At 71.4% G+C, this 19,582-nt stretch carries 20 protein-coding genes; 9 read left to right on the top strand and 11 right to left on the bottom strand.

What is annotated here, in order from left to right; genetic code table 11:
• Positions 1 to 9 precede the first annotated feature (9 nt).
• Positions 10 to 798, bottom strand: coding sequence for an SURF1 family protein (locus AB0J42_RS13675; protein ID WP_364292965.1), 789 nt, complete (start codon positions 796 to 798; stop codon positions 10 to 12).
• 42 nt (positions 799 to 840) lie between these two features.
• The gene (locus AB0J42_RS13680) at positions 841 to 1,302 is read right to left on the bottom strand and encodes a helix-turn-helix domain-containing protein (RefSeq protein ID WP_364292968.1); all 462 of its coding nucleotides are present in this window, start codon (positions 1,300 to 1,302) and stop codon (positions 841 to 843) included.
• Positions 1,303 to 1,361: 59 nt separating this feature from the next.
• Here AB0J42_RS13680 and AB0J42_RS13685 point away from each other — a divergent pair, with 59 nt between their 5' ends.
• Together AB0J42_RS13685 and AB0J42_RS13690 are read left to right on the top strand one after the other, a co-directional pair.
• Complete coding sequence (locus tag AB0J42_RS13685; RefSeq protein WP_364292971.1) at positions 1,362 to 1,898, top strand: GNAT family N-acetyltransferase; 537 nt, start codon at positions 1,362 to 1,364, stop codon at positions 1,896 to 1,898.
• Entirely contained in the window at positions 1,895 to 2,494 is a 600-nt protein-coding gene (locus AB0J42_RS13690) for a TetR/AcrR family transcriptional regulator (protein WP_364292974.1), read from the top strand. Before AB0J42_RS13685 ends, AB0J42_RS13690 begins: the two co-directional genes overlap by 4 nt.
• Here the strand turns inward: AB0J42_RS13690 and AB0J42_RS13695 are convergent.
• Positions 2,491 to 2,793 carry a hypothetical protein gene (locus AB0J42_RS13695; RefSeq protein ID WP_364292977.1) on the bottom strand — a complete coding sequence of 101 codons (303 nt, stop codon included), beginning with the start codon at positions 2,791 to 2,793 and terminating at the stop codon, positions 2,491 to 2,493. The two genes, AB0J42_RS13690 and AB0J42_RS13695, sit on opposite strands and share 4 nt — an antisense overlap.
• Positions 2,794 to 2,945: 152 nt before the next feature.
• On the opposite strand from AB0J42_RS13695, the gene AB0J42_RS13700 reads away from it, so the two are divergent.
• A complete protein-coding gene (locus AB0J42_RS13700) occupies positions 2,946 to 4,343 on the top strand; it encodes a methyltransferase (RefSeq protein ID WP_364292980.1) in 1,398 nt (465 codons plus the stop codon).
• Positions 4,344 to 4,615: 272 nt separating this feature from the next.
• Here the strand turns inward: AB0J42_RS13700 and AB0J42_RS13705 are convergent, their stop codons facing one another.
• A complete protein-coding gene (locus AB0J42_RS13705; protein ID WP_364292983.1) occupies positions 4,616 to 7,606 on the bottom strand; it encodes a BTAD domain-containing putative transcriptional regulator in 2,991 nt (996 codons plus the stop codon).
• Between the two features lie 256 nt (positions 7,607 to 7,862).
• Entirely contained in the window at positions 7,863 to 9,122 is a 1,260-nt protein-coding gene (locus AB0J42_RS13710) for a pyridoxal phosphate-dependent aminotransferase (RefSeq protein WP_364292986.1), read from the bottom strand.
• A 79-nt stretch (positions 9,123 to 9,201) separates the two neighbouring features.
• Between AB0J42_RS13710 and AB0J42_RS13715 the strand changes: the two genes are divergently transcribed.
• The 3 genes from AB0J42_RS13715 to AB0J42_RS13725 are packed head-to-tail and all read left to right on the top strand — an operon-like array spanning position 9,202 to position 11,856.
• The gene (locus AB0J42_RS13715; RefSeq protein ID WP_364292989.1) at positions 9,202 to 10,137 is read left to right on the top strand and encodes a LysR family transcriptional regulator; all 936 of its coding nucleotides are present in this window, start codon (positions 9,202 to 9,204) and stop codon (positions 10,135 to 10,137) included.
• Positions 10,138 to 10,148: 11 nt separating this feature from the next.
• Positions 10,149 to 10,820, top strand: a complete 672-nt coding sequence (locus AB0J42_RS13720; RefSeq protein ID WP_364292992.1) for a ribonuclease HII — start codon at positions 10,149 to 10,151, stop codon at positions 10,818 to 10,820.
• 13 nt (positions 10,821 to 10,833) lie between these two features.
• The gene (locus AB0J42_RS13725) at positions 10,834 to 11,856 is read left to right on the top strand and encodes an LLM class flavin-dependent oxidoreductase (protein ID WP_364292995.1); all 1,023 of its coding nucleotides are present in this window, start codon (positions 10,834 to 10,836) and stop codon (positions 11,854 to 11,856) included.
• Here AB0J42_RS13725 and AB0J42_RS13730 read toward each other — a convergent pair.
• Together AB0J42_RS13730 and AB0J42_RS13735 are read right to left on the bottom strand one after the other, a co-directional pair.
• A complete protein-coding gene (locus tag AB0J42_RS13730) occupies positions 11,853 to 12,239 on the bottom strand; it encodes an SCO5389 family protein (RefSeq protein WP_364293002.1) in 387 nt (128 codons plus the stop codon). The genes AB0J42_RS13725 and AB0J42_RS13730 overlap by 4 nt on opposite strands.
• 90 nt (positions 12,240 to 12,329) lie before the next feature.
• Positions 12,330 to 13,259 carry an ATP-binding protein gene (locus AB0J42_RS13735; protein ID WP_364293005.1) on the bottom strand — a complete coding sequence of 310 codons (930 nt, stop codon included), beginning with the start codon at positions 13,257 to 13,259 and terminating at the stop codon, positions 12,330 to 12,332.
• 255 nt (positions 13,260 to 13,514) lie between these two features.
• Between AB0J42_RS13735 and AB0J42_RS13740 the strand changes: the two genes are divergently transcribed.
• Positions 13,515 to 13,916, top strand: a complete 402-nt coding sequence (locus AB0J42_RS13740) for an ATP-binding protein (protein ID WP_364293008.1) — start codon at positions 13,515 to 13,517, stop codon at positions 13,914 to 13,916.
• Here AB0J42_RS13740 and AB0J42_RS13745 read toward each other — a convergent pair.
• Positions 13,913 to 15,169, bottom strand: coding sequence for an LCP family protein (locus tag AB0J42_RS13745; protein WP_364293011.1), 1,257 nt, complete (start codon positions 15,167 to 15,169; stop codon positions 13,913 to 13,915). The genes AB0J42_RS13740 and AB0J42_RS13745 overlap by 4 nt on opposite strands.
• Before the next feature lie 248 nt (positions 15,170 to 15,417).
• Here AB0J42_RS13745 and AB0J42_RS13750 point away from each other — a divergent pair, with 248 nt between their 5' ends.
• Complete coding sequence (locus AB0J42_RS13750; protein ID WP_364293014.1) at positions 15,418 to 16,122, top strand: class I SAM-dependent methyltransferase; 705 nt, start codon at positions 15,418 to 15,420, stop codon at positions 16,120 to 16,122.
• A gap of 30 nt (positions 16,123 to 16,152) precedes the next feature.
• Positions 16,153 to 17,604: an MFS transporter gene (locus AB0J42_RS13755; RefSeq protein WP_364293017.1), complete on the top strand. Its 1,452-nt coding sequence runs from the start codon at positions 16,153 to 16,155 to the stop codon at positions 17,602 to 17,604.
• Between the two features lie 26 nt (positions 17,605 to 17,630).
• On the opposite strand, the gene AB0J42_RS13760 is transcribed toward AB0J42_RS13755, so the two are convergent.
• The 3 genes from AB0J42_RS13760 to AB0J42_RS13770 form a co-directional block, all read right to left on the bottom strand.
• Positions 17,631 to 18,104 carry a DUF5615 family PIN-like protein gene (locus AB0J42_RS13760; protein ID WP_364293020.1) on the bottom strand — a complete coding sequence of 158 codons (474 nt, stop codon included), beginning with the start codon at positions 18,102 to 18,104 and terminating at the stop codon, positions 17,631 to 17,633.
• Positions 18,104 to 18,739 carry a DUF433 domain-containing protein gene (locus AB0J42_RS13765; RefSeq protein ID WP_364293023.1) on the bottom strand — a complete coding sequence of 212 codons (636 nt, stop codon included), beginning with the start codon at positions 18,737 to 18,739 and terminating at the stop codon, positions 18,104 to 18,106. The genes AB0J42_RS13760 and AB0J42_RS13765 overlap by 1 nt, the downstream gene beginning before the upstream one ends.
• Positions 18,740 to 18,894: 155 nt before the next feature.
• Positions 18,895 to 19,305 (bottom strand): RidA family protein, encoded by a 411-nt coding sequence (locus tag AB0J42_RS13770; protein ID WP_364293026.1) that lies wholly within the window; start codon positions 19,303 to 19,305, stop codon positions 18,895 to 18,897.
• Positions 19,306 to 19,582: the final 277 nt, after the last annotated feature.

Here is a 19,582-nt window from a genome sequence, read left to right on the forward strand (position 1 = left end):
GTCCACACCTTAAGCGGTGGGGACCTCCTCCTGCCCGGCCTCCGCCTGCTGGGCCTTCCGGTCGGCCACCTCGCGCCTGATGAGCAGCACCCAGCCGCCGACCGCGATGCCGATGAACAGCCACCACTGCACGCTGTAGGCCAGGTTGAGCCCGCCGCCGGAGCCCACGTCGGGCTCGATCACCGGCTCGGGGGCGGTGGCGCTCGCGGGCTCCTGCCCGGTCAGCTCCACGAACCCGTCGAGCAGCGGGTACGGCAGGTTCGGGCCGATCGAGGCCGGGTTGATGAGCAGCACCTGCCGGGGCGGCAGCCCGGGCCGCTCCCGGATGCCGCTGTTCTCCGTGGTCTCGCTCAGCCGTAGCCTTCCGGTGACAGTTACCTCACCCGTGGGCGGCGGCGGCACCTCCGGATGCTCGTCGGCGGTGGCGCCGGCCTTGACCCAGCCCCGGTTCACCAGCACGGCGTGGCCGCCGCCGGTGACCAGGGGAGTGAGGACGTAGTAGCCCGGCCGCCCGCTCTGCGGCCGCCTGCGGACGACCAGCTCCTGCGCGGGGTCGTACGTGCCGGAGACCGTGACGTTCCTGAACCGGTCGGACTCCGCGACCGGCCTGCCCGGCTGGACGAGGGTGTCCAGCGGCACCGGCGGGCTTTCGAGGTTGCGGGTGACCACGTCGCTGTTGGCCGAGCGCTCCTCGAAGCGGCCGAACTGCCACTGCCCCAGCAGCACGAAGGCGGGGATCACGAGCAGCACGACGATGTGGAGCGCGATCCACCGGGGCGTGAGCAGGAACCGGTACACGCTTCAAGGGTAGGCACCGCGTGGGGTGCTCCCGCACGCGGCTCAGGCGGTCTTGCCGGTCACGCCCGGCAGCGGGGTGATCTCGGTGGGCCCGCCGACCTCGTGGCCCTCGGCGCAGCGGAAGTGCTGCTCGACCAGGGCGCCGCAGTCGCGGTGGGTCAGCAGCACGGGCGGGCCCTCCTCGCCCGCGAGGTACTTGTCGCCCCAGTGCATCAGCGCGACCAGCAGGGGGTAGAGGTCGCGCCCCTTCTCGGTCAGCCGGTACTCGTCGCGCTGGCGCTGGCCCGGCTCGCGGTAGGGCACCTTGCGCAGCAGCCCCTCGTTGACCAGGCGCGCCAGCCGGGCGCTGAGCACCTGGCGCGGCGCGCCGGTGTTCGCCTGCATGTCGGCGAAGCGTCTCACGCCGCTGAATGCCTCACGCAGCACCAGGAAGGTCCATTTCTCCCCGACGACGTCCAGGGTGCGCTCGATCGAGCAGTTGTTCACCCGGAAAGGCACTCTCATGCGAATAGTCTACCTGAGTTCATTTGACAGACTCAGGCGTTCGAGAGCAAGCTGAGTTCATGTCTGGAACCCAGGGGGATTCCCTGAGCGGGGTGCTGATCCGTACCGCCGCGTGCGAGGACGCCGAGCGCGTCCGGAGCTTTCTCACGGGCCTTTCCCTGGGCACGCAGACCCTGCGCTTCTTCACCGGCGTCAGCCGTCCCGCGGCGAGCATGGTGCGCGCGCTGGTCGAGGTGGACGACGTCAAGGACGCGCTCGTCGCCGTGTACGGGGGAGAGATCGTCGGGCATGCCATGAGCTACCGGGGCGGCCCGGCAGACGTGGAGATCGCGGTGGTGGTCACCGACCGGTGGCAGGGGCTCGGGCTCGGGACCCGGCTGGTCGACGCGCTGCTGGGCCGGGCGGCCGCCCGCGGGGCGCGCACGGTCGGGATGGACGTCCTGGGTGATAATCGCCGGGCGCTCGGCATGATCCGCAGATTCTGGCCGGACGCGAAAATGAAAGTATCCGCCGGAACGGTGGAGGTGACCGCTATGATCCGAGAGGCCCTGATATTTGCGGAACAAGGTTCTGGTGGCTCACCATTGACAGTGTGAAGAGTGCCAAGAACGGACGCGACGGCCGGACCCGGATCATCGAAGGCGCGCTCCGGCGGTTCAGCCAGGATGGGGTGTCGGCCACCACCCTGGCCAGCCTCCGTGACGAGAGCGGAGTGAGCGTAGGCAGCTTCTACCATCACTTCGCCAGCAAGGAGCACGTCTTCGGCGTCCTCTACGCCGAGACCCTCCGGGCCTACCAGCAGGAGTTCCTCGCCGAGCTCATGCGGCACGACGACGCCCGCGCCGGCGTGGAGGCGGTCGTCGCCTTCCACATGCGCTGGTCCGGCGAGCACCCCGAGCGGGCCAGGCTCCTCGTCAGCGAGCGCCCGCCGCGCAAGCACGAACCCGGCGGCGCCGAGGTGGCCGACGCCCGCCGCGAGTTCTTCCGCAAGGTGTCCGACTGGTGGCGCCCGCACATCGAGAACGGCCGCCTCCAGCCCGTCTCCCCGACCATGTGCTACGTGCTCTGGCTCGGCCCGGCGCAGGAGATCTGCCGGCTCTGGTTCGCCGGCGCGCACACCCCCACCGACGAAGAGGTCAAGGGCCTGGCCGAGGCCGCCTGGCACAGCCTGCGCCAGCGCGACGACGACTAGACGGGCTGGCGCGGCCGCGAGCGCACCTTCCAGTTTCCCGCGTCGAGCGTGATGTCGAGCCGCAGCTCTCCCCGCTGCCGCCGCAGCCCCGGCACGCGCACCCGGTCCTGCACGTGGAAGCGGCGGCCGTGCGGATAGCCGAACCCGAGCTCGCCGGGCAGCACCCGCAGATCGTCGTGGTTGCCGCAGCTCGGGCACGTCCACGACACCCGGTCCAGGCCCCGGTCGTAGTCGGAGCAGGCCCCGAAGTACTCGTCGGGCAGGAAACGCGCCTCACAGGCCAGGCAGGGGATGAGCACGGGGATCCGCTCCTCTTCGAACGGCGGGGGCAGGACAAGAGATATCGCGCTTACTTGTCCTTCGCTTGAAGAATGCCGGTTCATCTCGGTAACAGTATGATCACTTACGGTATCGGATCATGAATGTGGTTACGCGGTGAAAGGATGGGGTCGTGGAACGACTGCGCGATCATCTCCTCGAGACCGGCTACACCGTCGACGGCGTACGCGAGCGGCTGGGCGACGTCGCCGCCACCGCGCTCTCCCGCGAAGAGCTGGTCCCGGCGCTGCGTGCCACGGCCGACGGCGACCCGCTCGCCGCGCTGATCCGGCTCTGGTGGCTGGGCGTCCCCGTCGAGGCCGGGCGCCTGCCCGCGGCGGTCCTGGAGTCGGGGCTGGTCACCGCCGACGGTGACACGGTCCGGGCCGACGTGCATCTGCAGCCGTGGGAGACCGACGGCTACGTGGTCTCCGACCGCAAGGTGCGCCCCGGCGACCCGGCGCTCCGCCCCGACCACGTGGTGGGCGCGGGCGGCGCCTCCGCCAACCTCGCCCAGCTCGTCACCCGCCGCCCCGTCGGCCGGGCGCTCGACCTCGGCACCGGCTGCGGCGTGCAGGTGGTGTCGCTGGGCGGCCGGGCCGAGCACGTGACCGCCACCGACGTGAACCCGCGCGCGATCGAGCTGGCCCGGCTGAGCTGGCGGCTCTCCGGGCTCCCGGGCGTGGACGCCCGGGTGGGCTCGCTGTTCGAGCCGGTCGAGGACGAGCAGTACGACCTCATCGTGGCCAACCCGCCGTTCGTGATCTCTCCCGGCGGCAGGCTGACCTACCGCGAGACGGGCGCCGGCGGTGACGCGTTCTGCCGCGATCTCGTACGGGCGACCCCGCGCCATCTCAGCCCCGGCGGCCAGGCCCACTTCCTGGCCAGCTGGCTGCACGTGGAGGGCGAAGACTGGCGCGACCGGGTGGGCGGCTGGCTGCGCGACGGCGGCTGCGACGCCTGGGTGGTCCAGCGCGACGTCCAGGACCCGGCGGAGTACGTCGAGCTGTGGCTGCGCGACGCCGCCGAGCAGGGCACCCCCGGATACGCCGGGCACTACGACCGGTGGCTGGCCTGGTTCGAGGAGCAGAAGGTCGAGGCGGTCGGCTTCGGCTGGATCAGCATGCGCAACTCCGGCAGCCTCGACCCGGTGATCCGCGTCGAGCAGCTCACCCATCAGGTGGCGCTGCCGGTCGGCGAGTACGTCGACGGGGTGCTCGACGCGATCGCCGCTGCCCACCGTGTCCGCGACCTCGCCTCGGCCCGGCTGCGCACCGCCGAGGGGCTGCTCGACGAGCGGGTGGGACTGCCCGGTGCCGAGGATCCGATGCGCATCGTGCTCCGCCAGACCACCGGGCTGCGCCGTACCCGCGAGGTGGGCACGGTCGAGGCGGCGCTGGCCGGCGTCTGCGACGGCGAGCTGGCGCTGGGGCCGCTGCTCAACGTGATCGCCGAGCTGGTCGGCGACGGCGCGGCACTGCAGACGGAGGCGATCCGCCCGCTCATCGCCGAGGGATTTTTCCTCCTGTGAGGCCGTTTATCGGGCGTTGATTGGCTGTCAATCCCCAGGGTGGAAGCTGCTGACTACGGCACGGCCCTGGGGGGTTCGAGGGACCGTGTCAGGTCCGGCCGGCCGCCGTTGTGAGGCGGCTAGCCGCCGCGCGGAGCATCCGGATAACCGGGCCCCCTAGCGACGCGCGGTGGTCAGGCGGCCGGTCGGGCCGTCCACTCGACCTTCGTGACTCCCGAAGGACAGCCGTGTTCAACCATGTGTGGATGACCCGTCTGGACGACGAGCTGTACTCAGGTCTCGACGACCTTCCCCCCGACGGGGAGGCTGTCGAGCAGGGTCCTGACGTCGCCGGCCTCGGGCGCGCCGAGCCGGGTGAAGATCCCGAGGGCCTGCCGTAGGCAGTCGGCGCTCCGGTCCGTGCTGCCCAGCTCCTTGAGCGCGCGGCCGAGCACCGTCAGCGACAGCGCCTCCCCGTACGGATGACCGATCTCGCGGGCGACGGCCCGCGCCTGCTCGGCGTGGCGGACCGCGTCCTCGTAGCGCTCGGCGGCGATGAACGTCTCGGCCAGCCGCGAGCAGACCCGCTGCTCCCACACCCGCTGCTTGCCGGCGCGGAAGAAGGCCAGGCACTCGGCGTGGTGGTGGACGGCCTCGGTGAGCCGCCCGACCCGTGACAGCACGATGCCCAGGTGGTAGCGGGCCCTGGCGGTGCCGGCGCCGCTGCCGATCTCGGTGAACAGGGCCAGGCCCTTCTCGGCCGCCGCGATGGCGTCCTCGGGCCGGTTCAGGCCGAGGTACTCGCGGGCCGAGTAGCTGAGCACCAGCGCCTCCCCGGCCGGCACCCCGTTCTCCCGGTACCACCGCATGGCCGCGTCGAACCAGGACAGCGCCTCGGTGTGGCGGCGCTGCCGGCCCACCACGACGGCCAGTGCGTTCAGCACCTCGCCGGTGACGATCTTCTCGCCGCGCTCGGCCGACAGCTCGTGCACCCGCAGGAACTGCTCCTCGGCCTCGGGCAGCCGGTTGCCCGCGAACAGCACCCGGCCCAGCACGTACCGGGCCCGCAGCTCACAGGCCCGGTCGCCGAGCCGCAGCGCGGCGGCCAGCACGGCGCGGGTGCCGTGGTCGAACTCGCGGGTGTGGGTGCCGGACTCCAGCAGCGGCTCCATCGCCACCAGCAGGTCACCGGCGGGCAGCAGCTCGTCGCCCGCGCGGGCGGAGGCGGCGGCCTGGTTGATGGTGGCGAACAGCGCGTCGCCCTCCACGATCAGCCAGGCGACGGACTCCTCGGCGGTGGCGAACGTGCGCCCGCTGCCGACCACCACGAGGTTGTCGGAGATCATGCTGCCCTCGTAGGCCAGCCGGTGCGCGGACTGGGTGGAGGCCAGGTAGAAGCCGAGCAGCCGCCGGAGCGCGAGCGTGCGCGCCTGCTGCCGCTCGGCCTTCTCCAGCTCCCGCCGGGCGAACAGCTTGAGCAGGTCGTGGAAGCGGTAGCGGCCGGGCGCGGGCGCCTCCACCAGGCTCGCGTCGACCAGCGACTCCAGCACGTCCTCGGCCTCGATCTCGGTGGTCGACAGCAGCGCGGCCGCCGCCCCGACCGAGATGTCCGGCCCGTTGGGCAGCGACAGCAGCCGGAAGGCGCGCTGCTGGACCGGGTCGAGCTGGCCGTAGCCGAGCGCGAAGGTGGCCTCCACGGCCAGGTTGCCGACCCGCAGCTCGTCCAGCCGGCGCTGCTCGTCGGCCAGCCGGGGCACCAGCGAGGCCACGGTCCACGACGGCCGGGCGGACAGCCGGGCGGCCACGATCCGCACCGCCAGCGGCAGGAACCCGCAGGCCGCCACCACGTCCATGGCGGCGCCGTGCTCGGCCGCCACCCGCTCGGGACCGGCCACCGCGGCGAACAGCGACAGCGCCTCGTCGGGCTCCATCACGTCCAGGTCGACGAGCTTGGCCGAGGGCAGGTCGGCCAGCTTGGAGCGGCTGGTCACGATCGCCGCGCAGCCCGGCGAGCCCGGCAGCAGCGGGCTCACCTGGGCGGCGTCGCGGACGTTGTCGAGCAGCACGAGGATGCGCCGCTCGGCCAGGATCGACCGGTAGAGCGCCGACCGGTCGGCCGGGCTCTCCGGGATCACGTCGGCCGGGATGCCCAGCGCGCGCAGGAACGAGCCGAGCGTCGTGGCCGGGTCGGTGGCCTCGTCGGTGTAGCCGCGCAGGTCGGCGTAGAGCTGGCCGTCGGGGAAGACCTCGTCCAGCAGGTGCGCCACGTGCACCGCCAGGGTCGTCTTGCCCACGCCGCCGATGCCGCAGATCGCCGCGACCGGCACGCCCTCGGCCGACGACGGGGCCGACAGCAGCGAGCGCAGCCACCCGGCGACCTCCTCGCGTCCGGTGAAGTCGTTCACCGCGGCCGGGAGCTGGGCGGGCCTGGGCAGGTCGAGGGCCGGTTCGTCCCCGGGCTCCGGGGTCTCCTGCGCGGTCTCGGCCTGGGGCGGCGCGGCCAGCGTGGGGTCGGCGGCCAGGATGCGCTGGTGCAGGGCGGCCAGCTCAGGCCCCGGCTCGACGCCGAGCTCGTCGATGAGCGCCTGGCGGGTCTCGGTGAACACCGCCAGCGCGTCGCCCTGCCGCCCGCAGCGGTAGTACGCGAGCATGAGCTGGGCCCGCAGCCGCTCGCGCAGCGGATGGTCGGCGACCAGCGCGACCAGCTCGGAGACGACCGCCGCGTGGCCGCCCAGCTCCAGGTCGACGTCCATCAGCGCCTCGATGACGCCCAGCCGCCGCTCGGCGAGGCGGTCGCGCTGGTGCTCGGCGTAGGGGCCGACGGCTCCGGCCAGCGGCTCGCCCTCGAACAGGGCGAGCGCGGCCCGCATGCGCTCGGCGGCGACGGGGAGGCGGCCCGCCCGGCGGGCGGTCTCGGCGTCGGCGACGGCCTGCTCGAACCGGGTCAGGTCGAGCGAGCCGGGAGGCAGCCGGAGCGCGTAGCCCTTGCCGACGGAGGTCAGCAGCTCGGGGCGGGTGCGGGCGGGCCGGTCCGGCTCCAGGACCGTACGCAGGCGGGAGATGTAGGTGCGCAGCGCGCCGAGCGCGCGAGGCGGCGACTCCTCGCCCCAGACGGCGTCGATCATCTCGGCCGGGGTGACCGCGTGCCCCTCCTTGAGCAGCAGCATCCCGAGAATGGAACGCTGCAACGGGGTGCCCAGGTCGAGCTCCTGTCCGTGGCGCCAGGCCCGGACAGGACCCAGCACGGCGAACCGTAATCCAGCCTCGACGCCCTCACCAGCCATGCCGCCAGTCCCCACAGCAATGGAACGATTTGTTACCAAATGATAGGTCCAACCTCTGCTCGTACCTAGGAACGCGCGGATTCGTTAATTGTTCCGTTGATCCGGCGTTGATTCCCCGTTGAGCACGGCAGGCGACTCTGTAGATAGCCGGGACGTGGCACGCGGGGGCGGCCACATCCGGGACACCGCCGAGACGCCGAAGACCCCGCCCTGGGGGGACAGGGCGGGGCCTTCGTACGTCTCGGGGTCTGGAGGATCAGATGGCCAGGGCGTGGCTGGGCTCGGGGAAGCTCACCGCCAGCTCGGCCAGGCCGAGGGCCACATGGTCGAGGCTGGCCTTGACCCACGGCAGCGAGAGCGGGTCGGTGCTGTTCAGCGCGGCCGTCCGCTCCTCGTTGGTGTCCCCGTACAAGAGACTGACCGCGACGCGGACGCGGGCGGCGGCGGGATCGTCGCCGAACGCGTGGCCGGGCAGCACGCCGATGCCGTGCCTTTCGAGCAGCAGCCGGGTGACCTCCGCCGCGCCGCCGAGCCCCAGGTGACCCAGGTCGGGGTAGAGGTAGAAACCACCGTGCGGGGCCGGCACGGACGCGCCGATCGCCAGGAACCGGTCGCGGACCGCGTTCGCCAGCGTCCCGTGCAGGCGCCGGCTCATCGCGATGCGCTCGGTCAGCTCGGGCGGGTCGGTGAAGGCGTACGCGGCGGCCTCCTGCACCGGTGCGGCCGGTGCGGACCAGATCTCGCTGGCCACGGCGAGCAGCCTGCGGCGCAGGTCGTCGGCCCCGTCGGGCAGCCTGGCCACGCCGATCCGCCAGCCGCCCAGCGCCAGGCTCTTGCTGAGCCCGGTGGTGAGCAGCGCGCGCTCCGGCGCCAGGTCGGCCGGGGAGGTGTACGACAGGCCGGGGTCGTGGAGCAGGTCGCGGTAGATCTCGTCGGAGATGATGTAGAGGTCCAGCTCGCGGGCGACCTCCACCAGGCGGCGGAGAGTCCGCTCGGGCGCGAGCAGCCCCGTCGGGTTGTCGGGCAGCGTCACGAGCACGGACTTCACGGTCCGGCCCAGTGCGCGCGCGGCCAGCACGGCCTCGGCGACCAGCTCGGGGTCGGGCGTGCCGCCCTCGCCGGGGGGCGGGGGGACCAGGATCGGGCTGGAGCCGACCAGATCGGCCTGCGCGGCGTAACTGACCCAACTGGGCTTCGTCAGCACGACGTCGCCGCCGATCGCCAGCAGCAGCCCGTAGAGCAGCGACTTGCTGCCGGGTCCGCAGACGACCTGTGCGGGTTCGGTGATGAGCCTCCGTCGTGTCCAGTAGCCCGCCGCCGCGTCGCGGAGCTCGGCCGCCCCCGCGACCGGCCCGTAGCCGTTGCGTCCTGACGCGGCGACCAGCTTCTCGCGCAGCGCCGGGTGGACGGGGAGACCGGCCTCACCGAAGGCCAGGTTCACCACGTGCTGCCCGGCGCGGCGTCTTCGCTCGATGTCTTCGTTCGCAGCGAGCGTTGCGGAGAGATTCACAGCCATGTTTGTCACGTTCCCAGAGTGGTTGGATGAAGGCATCAGCACAAGCGAGGCTTGTTGTGGGTAGGCGTAAGGAAGTCTGATGCTCGATTTGCGGCGATTGGTGTTGATCTGCGAATTCGCACGTCGGGGGAGTATCGCCGCGACCGCCGAGTCTCTCGGTTACAGTCCGTCGGCGGTCTCCCAGCAACTGGCCGCGCTGGAGCGCGAGGCCGGGGTCGCCCTCATCGACCGGACGGCCAGAAGCGCCGAACTCACCGACGCCGGACGGCGGCTCGTCTCCCACGCGGAACGCATCCTTTCCCTGGTCGAAGAGGCGGAATCGGACCTGTCGGCCCACGCGGGGAGCCCCGCCGGGCGAGTCGTCGTCACCGCCTTCCCCACAGCGGCGGTGGCATTCGCCCCGGCGCTCGCCCGTTCGCTCCGCCGCCACACCGAACTCACGCTCCGCCTGCGGCAGAGCCGTTCCGGAAGGGGCATGAGAGAAGTCCAGTCGGGCGAGGTCGACATCGCGCTCGTCGACGACTGGTACGGCCGCGCCTCCGAGAGCGACAACCTGCGCGTCTTCCCGCTGCTGTCCGACCCGCTCGTGCTCGTGGTGCCGCGCAAGCACCCGCTCGCCGACCCGGAGGTGCCGCTCAACCTGGAAGAACTCCGGGACGAGCCGTGGATGGCCACCCCCGACGGCGAACCGTCCCGGCTGGCCGTCGACCGGCTGCTGATAGACGTGGGCGGCACCAAACCGGTCCCGTGGGAGTTCGAGGGCCTGGGCACGATCCTGTCGCTGGTGGCCAAGGGCATCGGCATCGCGGCCGTGCCCGCGCTGGCGCTGGCCGCCGGGGTCCGCGGGATCGCGGTGCGCCACTTCCCCGGCAATCCGGTCGGCCGCGAGGTGCTGGCCGTGGCCCGCGCCTCCAGCGTGAACCGGCCGTCGGTCTCGGTGACGCTCCGCGCGATGCACGTCGCCGCCCGGCTCATCGCCGCGGACCACCCCTCCGTACGGCTCGCCGCGCGGTAACGTCTGGGGCCATGCCGCCCTCGTACGAGATCGAGCACCTGCTGCTGTCCCAGCCGAGCATCCGCACGGTCGCGGGCGTCGACGAGGTGGGCCGGGGCGCCTGGGCGGGCCCGGTCACCGTGTGCGCCGTGGTCGCGGGCGCGGAGCCGCCGCCGTCCGGGCTGACCGACTCCAAGAAGCTCACCGCCGCCAAGCGCGAGGCGGTGTCGGCCGAGCTCCGGTCGTGGGCGGCGGGCGTCGGCTTCGGCGAGGCGTCCCACCGGGAGATCGACGAGCTGGGCATGACCGAGGCGCTGCGCCGGGCCGCCCGGCGGGCCCTGGAGGCGCTGCCGGTGCGGCCCGACGCGGTGATCCTGGACGGCAAGCACGACTACATCGGCCCGCCCTGGCGGGTGCGGCTGGAGGTCCGGGGCGACGCGGCCAGTGTGTCGGTGGCCGCCGCGTCGGTGCTGGCCAAGGTGCGCAGGGACGCCCACATGGCGGGGCTGGGGTGCGAGGAGTACGGGTTCGCGGAGAACGCCGGCTACCCGTCGCCGCTCCACCAGGAGGCGCTGGCCCGGCTCGGGCCGACAGCGCACCACCGGCTCTCCTGGTCCTACCTCGACGACCTGCCGCAGTGGCGGCATCTGAGACGACACCGGGATCCCGCCGTGGGAGAGGGTCAGGTCAGCCTCTTCGGCTGACATCATCGGAGGGGTGCGCATCGGCATCTTCCTCATCGCGGCCGGCTTCCCCGGGCGGGAACCGGGCCGCGTCCTGACCGACACGGTGGACCTGATCGTGGCGGCCGAGCAGGCGGGCTTCGACGAGGCGTGGATCGCCGAGCACCACTTCATGTCCTACGGCGTCTGCCCGTCGCCCACCACGCTCGCCGCGGTGGCGGCCGGCCGGACCTCCCGCATCGGGCTCGGCACGGCGGTGAGCGTGCTGTCCACCCAGCACCCGATCGCGCTGGCCGAGCAGGCGGCGATGCTCCACCACCTGTCGGGCGGCCGGTTCACGCTGGGCGTCGGCAGGGGCGGGCCGTGGGTGGACCTGGAGGTGTTCGGCACCGGCCTGGCGCGGTTCGAGCGCGGCTTCCCCGAGTCGCTGGACCTGCTCGTCGCCGCGCTGTCCGGCGGGCCGGTCAAGGCCGGCGGCGAGTTCTTCGCCTTCCGCGAGGTGACCGTGGTGCCCGCCGCCCGGATGCGGCCCGTCGTCGCCTGCACCTCGCCGGGGACCGCCGCGCTCGCGGCCGACCGGGGACTGCCCATGCTGCTCGGGCTGCACGTCGGCGACGAGGAGAAGGCCGGGATGGTCCGCGGCTACGCGGAGCGCGCCGGGGGAGCGGACCCGGGGCATGTGGCGGCGGCGGTGGCGCACGTGGCCGACAGCACGGCGGAGGCGGCCGGGGAGCTGAAACGGGCCATGCCCGCCTGGCTGGAGCCGGGGCTGGCCGGTTACGTGCCGGTGGACGGCCGGGCGCGGCCCCCTCGGGACGTGGCCGCGTACGTGGACCTGCTCACCCGTATCCATCCGGTCGGCTCGCCCGACCTGTGCGTCGAGCGGCTGACCCGCACGGCGGCGGCGACGGGGGTGGAGCGGTTCCTGCTCATGGTGGAGGGCGCCGGGGACCCGGAGCGGGTGCTGGAGAACGTGCGGAGGCTCGGCGCGGAGGTGCTGCCCCGCCTCCGGGGCCACCCGCCCTCAGGCGCGACGGGTGGCCGTGAGCGGAGCTAGCAGTCGACGAGCTCCGGCTTCTGGTTGAGGATCTGCGCGCGTGGCGTGACGAACTCGCGCAGCGCCTCACCGGCGGACGGCGCGAACACGGCCACCCGATGGCAGTTCTGGAAGGCGAGGCGGACGCCGAAGTGGCGCTCCAGCGCGCCGCGCATGGCGTCGCTGGCCAGGCACCGCAGGAGCTCCCCGCGGGCTTTCTCGTCAGGTGGCGGCACCTGGTTGTCGGCGAACTCGGCTCCCGTCTTGTCTCGCTCTTCGACCAGCTCGCTGATCACCGACCAGGCGTAGGGCAGGGAGTCGCGCACGCAGGCCACGAAGGCCGCGTCGTCGACGTCGCCCGCCTGGGCCCGGTCGAGCAGATCGTTCGGAACGGTCAGCGACATGCTGTCTCCTTTCAGGAAGGACATCGCCTTGTTGACGCTAGGTGGACATCCGGAAACGCTCCAGATGGCCCGAGGGCGACAGTCGTGTGGTCAGGGCCCGTAGACGAACTCGGGGTCGATCTGCGCGGCCAGGTCGGCGCCGGTCTTGGCGTTGGCCCACGCCTGGGCGTTGCGCAGGTGGAACTCGGCCGTCTGCCTGCCGAACCGCTCCCAGTCCTTCTCCTGCTCGTCGAGGTGCTTGAGCAGCACGGTGAGCGCGTCGGAGTTGGCCGGCTCCAGGTCGTCGAGGGCGAACGGGCGGCCCTGCTCCATGGCCCGCACCGCCGCGGAGTGCTCCATCCAGGTGAGCAGGCCGGAGCCGACGTGCTCGCGCAGGAACTCGACGTCGGACGGGCCGTGCACCTTGTTGCCGACGACGGCCAGGGCCACGCCGTAGTCGGCGGCGTAGTCGCGGTACTGCTTGTAGACGCCGACGCCCTGGCGGGTCGGCTCGGCGACCAGGAAGGTCAGGTCGAAGCGGGTGAACAGCCCGGAGGCGAACGAGTCGGAACCGGCGGTCATGTCGACCACGACGTACTCGCCGGGGCCGTCGACCAGGTGGTTGAGCAGCAGCTCGACCGCGCCGACCTTGGAGTGGTAGCAGGCGACGCCGAGGTCGTCCTCCTCGAACGGGCCGGTGGCCATGAGCCGGATGCCCTCGGCGGTGGTGACCCCGTGCTCGTAGGCGGCGAGGTCGCGGAAGCGCAGCAGGCGCGAGCCGCGGCCGGGCGGGGTGGTCTTGACCATGACGTCGGCGGAGGGGATGCGCGGGTTGTCGCCGCGCAGCAGGTCCTTGATCTCGGTGAGGTGCGCGCCCAGCGGCTCGGGCGGGCGGTCCACGCCGAGCACCAGCGCCAGGTGCTGGTTGATGTCGGCGTCGACGGCGACCACCGGGGCGCCGCGGCTCGCCACGTATCTCGCGAACAGCGCCGACATCGTGGTCTTCCCGCTGCCGCCTTTGCCGACGAACGCCACTCTCACGTTTTGTCCCTTCTGAGTACGATTATGAAAACCATTTCCATCTGGCGTGACCATCATGCCACAGGAGAGGCCGGTGGGACGGGGCAATCGGCGACCCCGTGTCGGGTCTCTGGAATGTGTCGATACGACCGCGTTCTCCGGCATTGGGGGGTAATCCCGGGGCGGAGCGTGTAGCTTCCGCTGTGGTCTGAGGTATGCACCCGCCGGGAAGCGGGAAGCACGCAGCCGGGCCGGGAACCGTGCCGGGAGATGATCATGGGCGAGGAGACAGCGCTGCGCTGCCCCATCACCGCCGACCTCGGCCTGCTGCGCGACCGCGTCCGCTCCTTCGCCGCCGCCGCGGGGGTGACCGGCGAACGGCTCGACGATCTGGTGATCGCCGTCAACGAGGCGGCCGACAACGTGCTCGAACACGGCGGCGGGGCCGGGACGCTGAGCGCCCGCGCCGACGACCGGGGCATCTGGATCGACGTGGCCGACACGGCCGGGACGCTGACTGCGGGCCACCTCTACCGGTACGGCGCCGACCCGCCGCCCGCGGCCTCGCGCGGCTACGGGCTCTGGATCATCCGCAGGATCTGCGACGAGGTGGCCGTCGAGAACTCCCGGCTGCGCATGCACATCCGCCGCGAGGCGCCGGCGGTGTCACCCGGTTAGCCGCAGGTCTTGTCCAGGGTCACCGGGTCCACCGTGGGCGCGGCCGGCGTCGCGGCGGAGGCCGCCGCGGGCGGTGGCTTGCGCTGCGCCGGGGAGAGCGCCTCCGCGGTCTTGCGCCTGATGAACCGCCAGTCCGGAGCCGCGGTGTTGATCAGGGGCGGGACGAAGTTCAGGCTCTTGATGCGGCTGCCGCGCACCTTCTCCGCCAGCTCCACCAGGGCCGGGAGCAGGTCCGCCGGGACGTCGGTGGAGATGGCCCGCTTGGTGGCCGAGGCCAGCTGCTCGAAGCTGTTGAGCAGCGTGACCGGGTCCGCCTGCCTGGCCACCGCGTTGATGAGGCACTTCTGGCGGCCCATGCGCACGTAGTCGTCGCTGTCGGTGCGGGACCGGCCGTACCAGAGCGCCTCCTCGCCGCTCAGCACCCGGGTGCCCGCGGGCAGCAGGCCCTCGCGGTACTTCCCGTACACGATCGGCTCCGTGACGGTGATCCGCACGCCGCCCACGGCGTCGATCATCGCGGCGAAGCCCGCCATGTCGACCATCGCGTAGTAGCGGACCGGGATGCCGAGCACGCCGCTGACCGTCTCCTTCAGCAGCGTCGGGCCGCGCTGGCCGTCCGGCACGCCCGGCACCACCTCCGGGTGGTTCTCCGCGTACTGGAAGACCTCGTTGAGCAGGCCGGGGCTGCTGATGGTGCCGTCGCCGGTGAAGCCGTACGGGAACCGGTCGCGGGCCGGGCCGGGCGGCAGCGGCACCTCCTCCAGGTTGCGCGGCAGGCCGAGCAGCGTGGTGGCGCCGGTGGCGGTGTCCACGCTGGCCACGGTCATGCTGTCGGTGCGCACCCCGGGCCGGTTCGGCGCCGAGTCGGCCCCGATGAGCAGGAAGTTCACCCGCTGGGCGCCGCTCCACGGGTCCTCGGCCAGGACCGGGCCGTAGTTCCCGGCGAACAGGTGCTGGACCAGGTCGCGCGACACGTACGCCAGCCGCGCCGCGTACGCCGTCGGAGCCAGCACCAGCGCGCAGAGCGCGACGGTCAGAGCCGCGGACAGCGCGCGGCCCGGCACGCCGGAGGCGGCGGGCCGGACCAGCATGTACGACCAGATGATCACGGTCGTCCAGGCGATCGCCACGGCGGCCAGGATCAGCGCCAGCACCGTCATCCATCCTGGCTGCACGGCCAGCGACAGCAACTGCGTGCTGAACGCGGTCACCACGGTGAGGATCGCGCCGATCAGCACGATCTGCGCACCCATAAGGACGAACGCGGTCCGATGCCGATAAGTCGCCAAATGGGCGACTCCCCACAACAGGGCGGACCCCAGCGTCAGCCCGAGGCTGGCGCCGAGTCCGAAGCTGCGTTTCCTGTCTGTCATCCCTGGTCAAACCCCCCGGAGTACGCAGATCCCACCAACGCTAATCAGCGGCGCGGTCGATTGCCCTCACCTGGGGGTTCGACTCTTTCAACATGAAGTCAAGAGATCGTGTGCGTTATAACGTCTATGTGGGCGATCGACGCGGAAAGTACGAGTGGGACGCGCCGTGGGCGCTGACCGGTCTCATCCTCGGGACCATCCTGCTGCTCGCGCTGGCCGCGGTCGCCTTCGCCAACGAGATCCTCGCCGCGGGCGTCGCCTTCCTCGCCGGCGCCGTCTACACGCTCGCCAGCGTGGCCAGCCACCTCTACACCACCCGGCGCGGCCGGTTCGCCGTCTGGCGGGCCGAACTGGACCGGCTCGAAGGCGGCGAGGACGTGCTCGACCTCGGCTGCGGGCGCGGCGCCGTCCTCCTCCTCGCCGCCGCCCGGCTGACCACCGGGCGGGCCACCGGAGTGGACCGCTGGCGCGGCACCGACGCCGCCACCAGGGCCAACGCCGAAGCCGAAGGCGTCTCCGACCGCGTCGACCTGGTCAGCGCCGACCTGACCGAACTGCCCTTCGACGACGAACGGTTCGACGTCGTCGTGTCCGCGCTCGCCCTGCACCGCCTCCGCGGCGCCCGCGAACGCGAACAGGCGCTGAGCGAGGCGTTCCGGGTCCTGCGCCCCGGCGGGCTGCTGCTCATCGCCGACGTCGAACACACCCACGCGTACGAAGCCGTACTCCGTAAGCTCGGCGCCCGCGACGTCCACGGCCGCGAACTGGGCTGGCGCTACTGGCACGGCGGGCCGTGGGGCCGGACCCGCATGGTGGAAGTCCACAAGGTTTGAGCGCCGGCCGCGGGGAAACCCGATGTGCTCATGAGCGACGTCGAGACCGGCACCATCACCACCCGCGTGCCGGCCCGCCTGGACCGGCTGCCCTGGTCACGCTGGCACTGGATGATCGTCATCGGTCTCGGCACCGTCTGGGTCCTCGACGGGCTCGAAGTCACCATCGTCGGCAACCTCTCGGCCCAGCTCGCCAAACCCGGCAGCGGCCTCGACATCACCCAGGAACAGGTCGCCGGCCTCGCCGCCGCCCTCTACGTCGCCGGAGCCTGCTCCGGCGCGCTCTTCTTCGGCTGGCTGACCGACCGGTACGGCAGGAAGAAACTCTTCATCATCACCCTGGTCGTCTACCTGGCGGCCACCCTCGCCACCGCGTTCTCGTTCAGCGTGTGGTGGTTCTTCCTGTTCCGGTTTCTGACCGGGTTCGGCATCGGCGGCGAATACGCGGCCATCAACTCCGCCATCGACGAACTCATCCCCAGCAAGCACCGCGGCCGCATCGACATCCTCATCAACGGCAGCTACTGGCTCGGCGCCGCCGGAGGCGCCCTGCTCACCGTGCCGCTGCTCAACGACCTGCCCGTCAACATCGGCTGGCGCGTCGCCTTCGGGCTCGGCGTCGTCCTCGGGCTCGCCATCCTGCTCGTCCGCCGGCACGTACCGGAGAGCCCGCGCTGGCTCTTCATCCGCGGGCGCGGCGACGAGGCGGAGACCATCGTCCGCGGCGTCGAGAACGAGGTCGAACGCGAAACCGGCCGCCCGCTGCCCGCGGCTGGGCAGGCCATGACGATCCACACCCGCAAATCCATCGGGTTCGTCCGCATCGCGCACACCATGGTCGCCCTCTACCCGACCAGGACCGTGCTCGGGCTCTCCCTCTTCATCGGGCAGGCGTTCCTCTACAACGCGATCACCTTCGGGTACGCGCAGATCCTCTCGACGTTCTTCCAGATCGACACCCACACCGGCTACTACTTCGCCGTCATCGCCGTCGGCAACTTCCTCGGCCCGCTGATCCTCGGGCCCCTCTTCGACACGGTCGGGCGAGTTCCGATGATCGCGGGCACCTACATCGGGTCCGGCGTGCTGCTGCTCGGCACCGCCTGGCTCTTCAACCAGGGCATGCTCAACGCCGTCACCCTGACCGCCTGCTGGTCCGTGGTGCTGTTCGTGGCGTCGGCGGGGGCCGCCTCCGCGTACTTGACGGTCAGCGAGATCTTCCCCATGGAGACGCGGGCGATGGCCATCGCCTTCTTCTTCGCCATCGGCACGGCGGCGGGCGGCATCGCCGGGCCATTGATCTTCGCCAGCCTGGTGTCGAGCGGGGTGCCGGGCGACACGGCTCTCGCCTTCACCATCGGCGCCACCCTGATGATCCTCGGCGGGATCGTCGAGTTGATCTTCGGGGTGAAGGCGGAACGGCGCGGCCTCGAAGACATCGCCGCGCCGTTGTCGGCGGCCGGTTTGCAGGAATCATCCTGAACAGGCGGTTCTCTTCATGAGAGCGCTCAACGGGTTGTGCGGCTTGGCTTGTGGTCGCCGTGCTGCTTTCGGGGCCACATCGGAGAAGGGGCTTCCTTACGTGGATCGTACGGCTTGAATCGGGGCTCGCCGTGCAGCATCGGCACGATGACGATGCGCTGTGTCTCCGCCTTCTCCAACTCGGCGACGATGTCACGAATGCAGTGAATCAGCGCGCCCGCAGCGGAGGACAGGGAGCGCAGGCCGCCGTTGCTGGTCTCCACGAACACCACGTGCCTGCTGGACCGCTGGATCGCTCTGCAGATCTCCCAGTCGTACAGTTGCCGGCTGTCGTTGGAGATGACGATGTCGTAGCCGTGCCGCTTCGCCTTCTCGTAGAGCTGCTGGTCCTTGATGCTCTTCCACTGTTTGTTGACGTGCGACATCGGGTGTCCGCGCAGGAGCCACGTCAGCGGTTCGGACAGTGGTTCGGGGACGTTCTCGTCGAGGAGAATCCTCATCAAGCGACTCGGTCGCTCGACCCGGAGACGGCGTACTGGCTGACGTAGGTCGCGAACCGCTGGGCGGCGCGGGCGCCTTCGGCGTTGACCGAGGGGAAGAAGCGTGCGATGTCCTCGGCCGGAACGTCGTCGGCCATGAGCCCCGCCACCTGGTCATAGCCGACCCGGGTGCCCTCGACCACGGGAAAGCCGGCGCGGATCTCGGGGTCGACGACCACGCCCGGCACCGGCTGCTGAAAGGGCAGGACGCGCCCCACCCGCCCGTCGAACTCGCCGAAGACGTCCACCATGCGAGCCAGCATGGTGTTGCCCGGCCGGCGCAGCAGGTCGATGGCTTCGGCGCCGTCCACGAGGATGATGGTGCTTCCACTCCGCACCAGTTTGTACTCCGACAGGTGTTCGCTCTTGCCCAAAGCCCGCAAGTTCTTGATCGACTTGCGGATGCTCTGCAGCGACGTCACGTCGTTCTCGCGCAGATAGACGATCGACCGGAGCGCGACCACGTCCCTGTAGGAGTACAGGACCTTGTGAGGGGTCGAATACTCCGGTGAGAACACCGGTGGCCGGCGCCGCCAGTGTCGCAGCTGGCCCACCGAGGCGCCGGAGAGCGCTGCGGCCAGCGCTGTCGAGTACATAGGGCGCTCCCTCCTCCTGCGGTGGACCCTGCTCAACCGTAACGTCACGAAGTGGATCAACCTGATATCCGGCGGCGCCACAAGGGCCGCACGTCATGGCACCGTACCGAAGTCATTACTCTTCGTGCACATCATTTTGGGAATCGCAAGCCCGATCAGTCGGGGAGCGCCGCCGTCAGGTCCACCTCGATGAGCTGGCCGGTGTAGCCGAGCCGGGCGACGCCCAGGAGGGTGCTCGCTGTGGTGAACGCCGGGGCGATGACCGACTTGTTGAGGCGATCCCAGGCGGATGTCAGCATCGGGTTCTCGTCGCTGACCACATAGATGACGGAACGGACGACGTGCTCGGGGCGGGCGCCGACGGCGGTGAGGGCGGCGAGGGCGTTGGCCGCGACCTGGTCGATCTGGGCGTCGAGGTCTCCGGGGCCGACGAGGGCGCCGGTGGGGTCGAGGGGGCACTGGCCTGCTAGGTACGCGGTTCGTCCGGCTTCGACGATGGTGATGTGGTGGTAGCCGGCCGTTTCGTGGAGGTCGTCGGGGTTGATTCGGGTGATCTTCGCTGTCATGCGGACGATTCTGGCCGGGGTATCGCTGGGTCCGCATCCGGATATGTCGGGAGATTCTGTACGGGGCGCGGGCCTGGATCCACGGTCACCCGAGCTGTAGCAACCGGTCGCCATCCGGGTTCCACGCTCCTATGCGGAACGTCCAGGGCTTGGACAAAGGGCTCGCTCGTCCAGGCGCTCCGCGCCACTCGAAAGCTCGGCGTGCTTCCCGGGCCTCCGGCCCTCTTTGTGCGAGGGCAAGCCCTCGCGCTCCCGCTTCGCCGCTCGTTGGCCCGAC

The sequence above is a fragment of the Nonomuraea sp. NPDC049649 genome (assembly GCF_040675175.1).
GTDB lineage: Bacteria > Actinomycetota > Actinomycetes > Streptosporangiales > Streptosporangiaceae > Nonomuraea.

Bases quoted from the DNA above. Each gene is read 5' to 3' on its own strand.
- AB0J42_RS13680 (WP_364292968.1), bottom strand. From the start codon at position 1,302: ATGAGAGTGCCTTTCCGGGTGAACAACTGCTCGATCGAGCGCACCCTG.
- AB0J42_RS13685 (WP_364292971.1), top strand. From the start codon at position 1,362: ATGTCTGGAACCCAGGGGGATTCCCTGAGCGGGGTGCTGATCCGTACC.
- AB0J42_RS13705 (WP_364292983.1), bottom strand. From the start codon at position 7,606: ATGGCTGGTGAGGGCGTCGAGGCTGGATTACGGTTCGCCGTGCTGGGT.
- AB0J42_RS13710 (WP_364292986.1), bottom strand. From the start codon at position 9,122: ATGGCTGTGAATCTCTCCGCAACGCTCGCTGCGAACGAAGACATCGAG.
- AB0J42_RS13715 (WP_364292989.1), top strand. From the start codon at position 9,202: ATGCTCGATTTGCGGCGATTGGTGTTGATCTGCGAATTCGCACGTCGG.
- AB0J42_RS13720 (WP_364292992.1), top strand. From the start codon at position 10,149: ATGCCGCCCTCGTACGAGATCGAGCACCTGCTGCTGTCCCAGCCGAGC.
- AB0J42_RS13730 (WP_364293002.1), bottom strand. From the start codon at position 12,239: ATGTCGCTGACCGTTCCGAACGATCTGCTCGACCGGGCCCAGGCGGGC.
- AB0J42_RS13740 (WP_364293008.1), top strand. From the start codon at position 13,515: ATGGGCGAGGAGACAGCGCTGCGCTGCCCCATCACCGCCGACCTCGGC.
- AB0J42_RS13745 (WP_364293011.1), bottom strand. From the start codon at position 15,169: ATGGGTGCGCAGATCGTGCTGATCGGCGCGATCCTCACCGTGGTGACC.
- AB0J42_RS13755 (WP_364293017.1), top strand. From the start codon at position 16,153: ATGAGCGACGTCGAGACCGGCACCATCACCACCCGCGTGCCGGCCCGC.
- AB0J42_RS13760 (WP_364293020.1), bottom strand. From the start codon at position 18,104: ATGAGGATTCTCCTCGACGAGAACGTCCCCGAACCACTGTCCGAACCG.
- AB0J42_RS13765 (WP_364293023.1), bottom strand. From the start codon at position 18,739: ATGTACTCGACAGCGCTGGCCGCAGCGCTCTCCGGCGCCTCGGTGGGC.
- AB0J42_RS13770 (WP_364293026.1), bottom strand. From the start codon at position 19,305: ATGACAGCGAAGATCACCCGAATCAACCCCGACGACCTCCACGAAACG.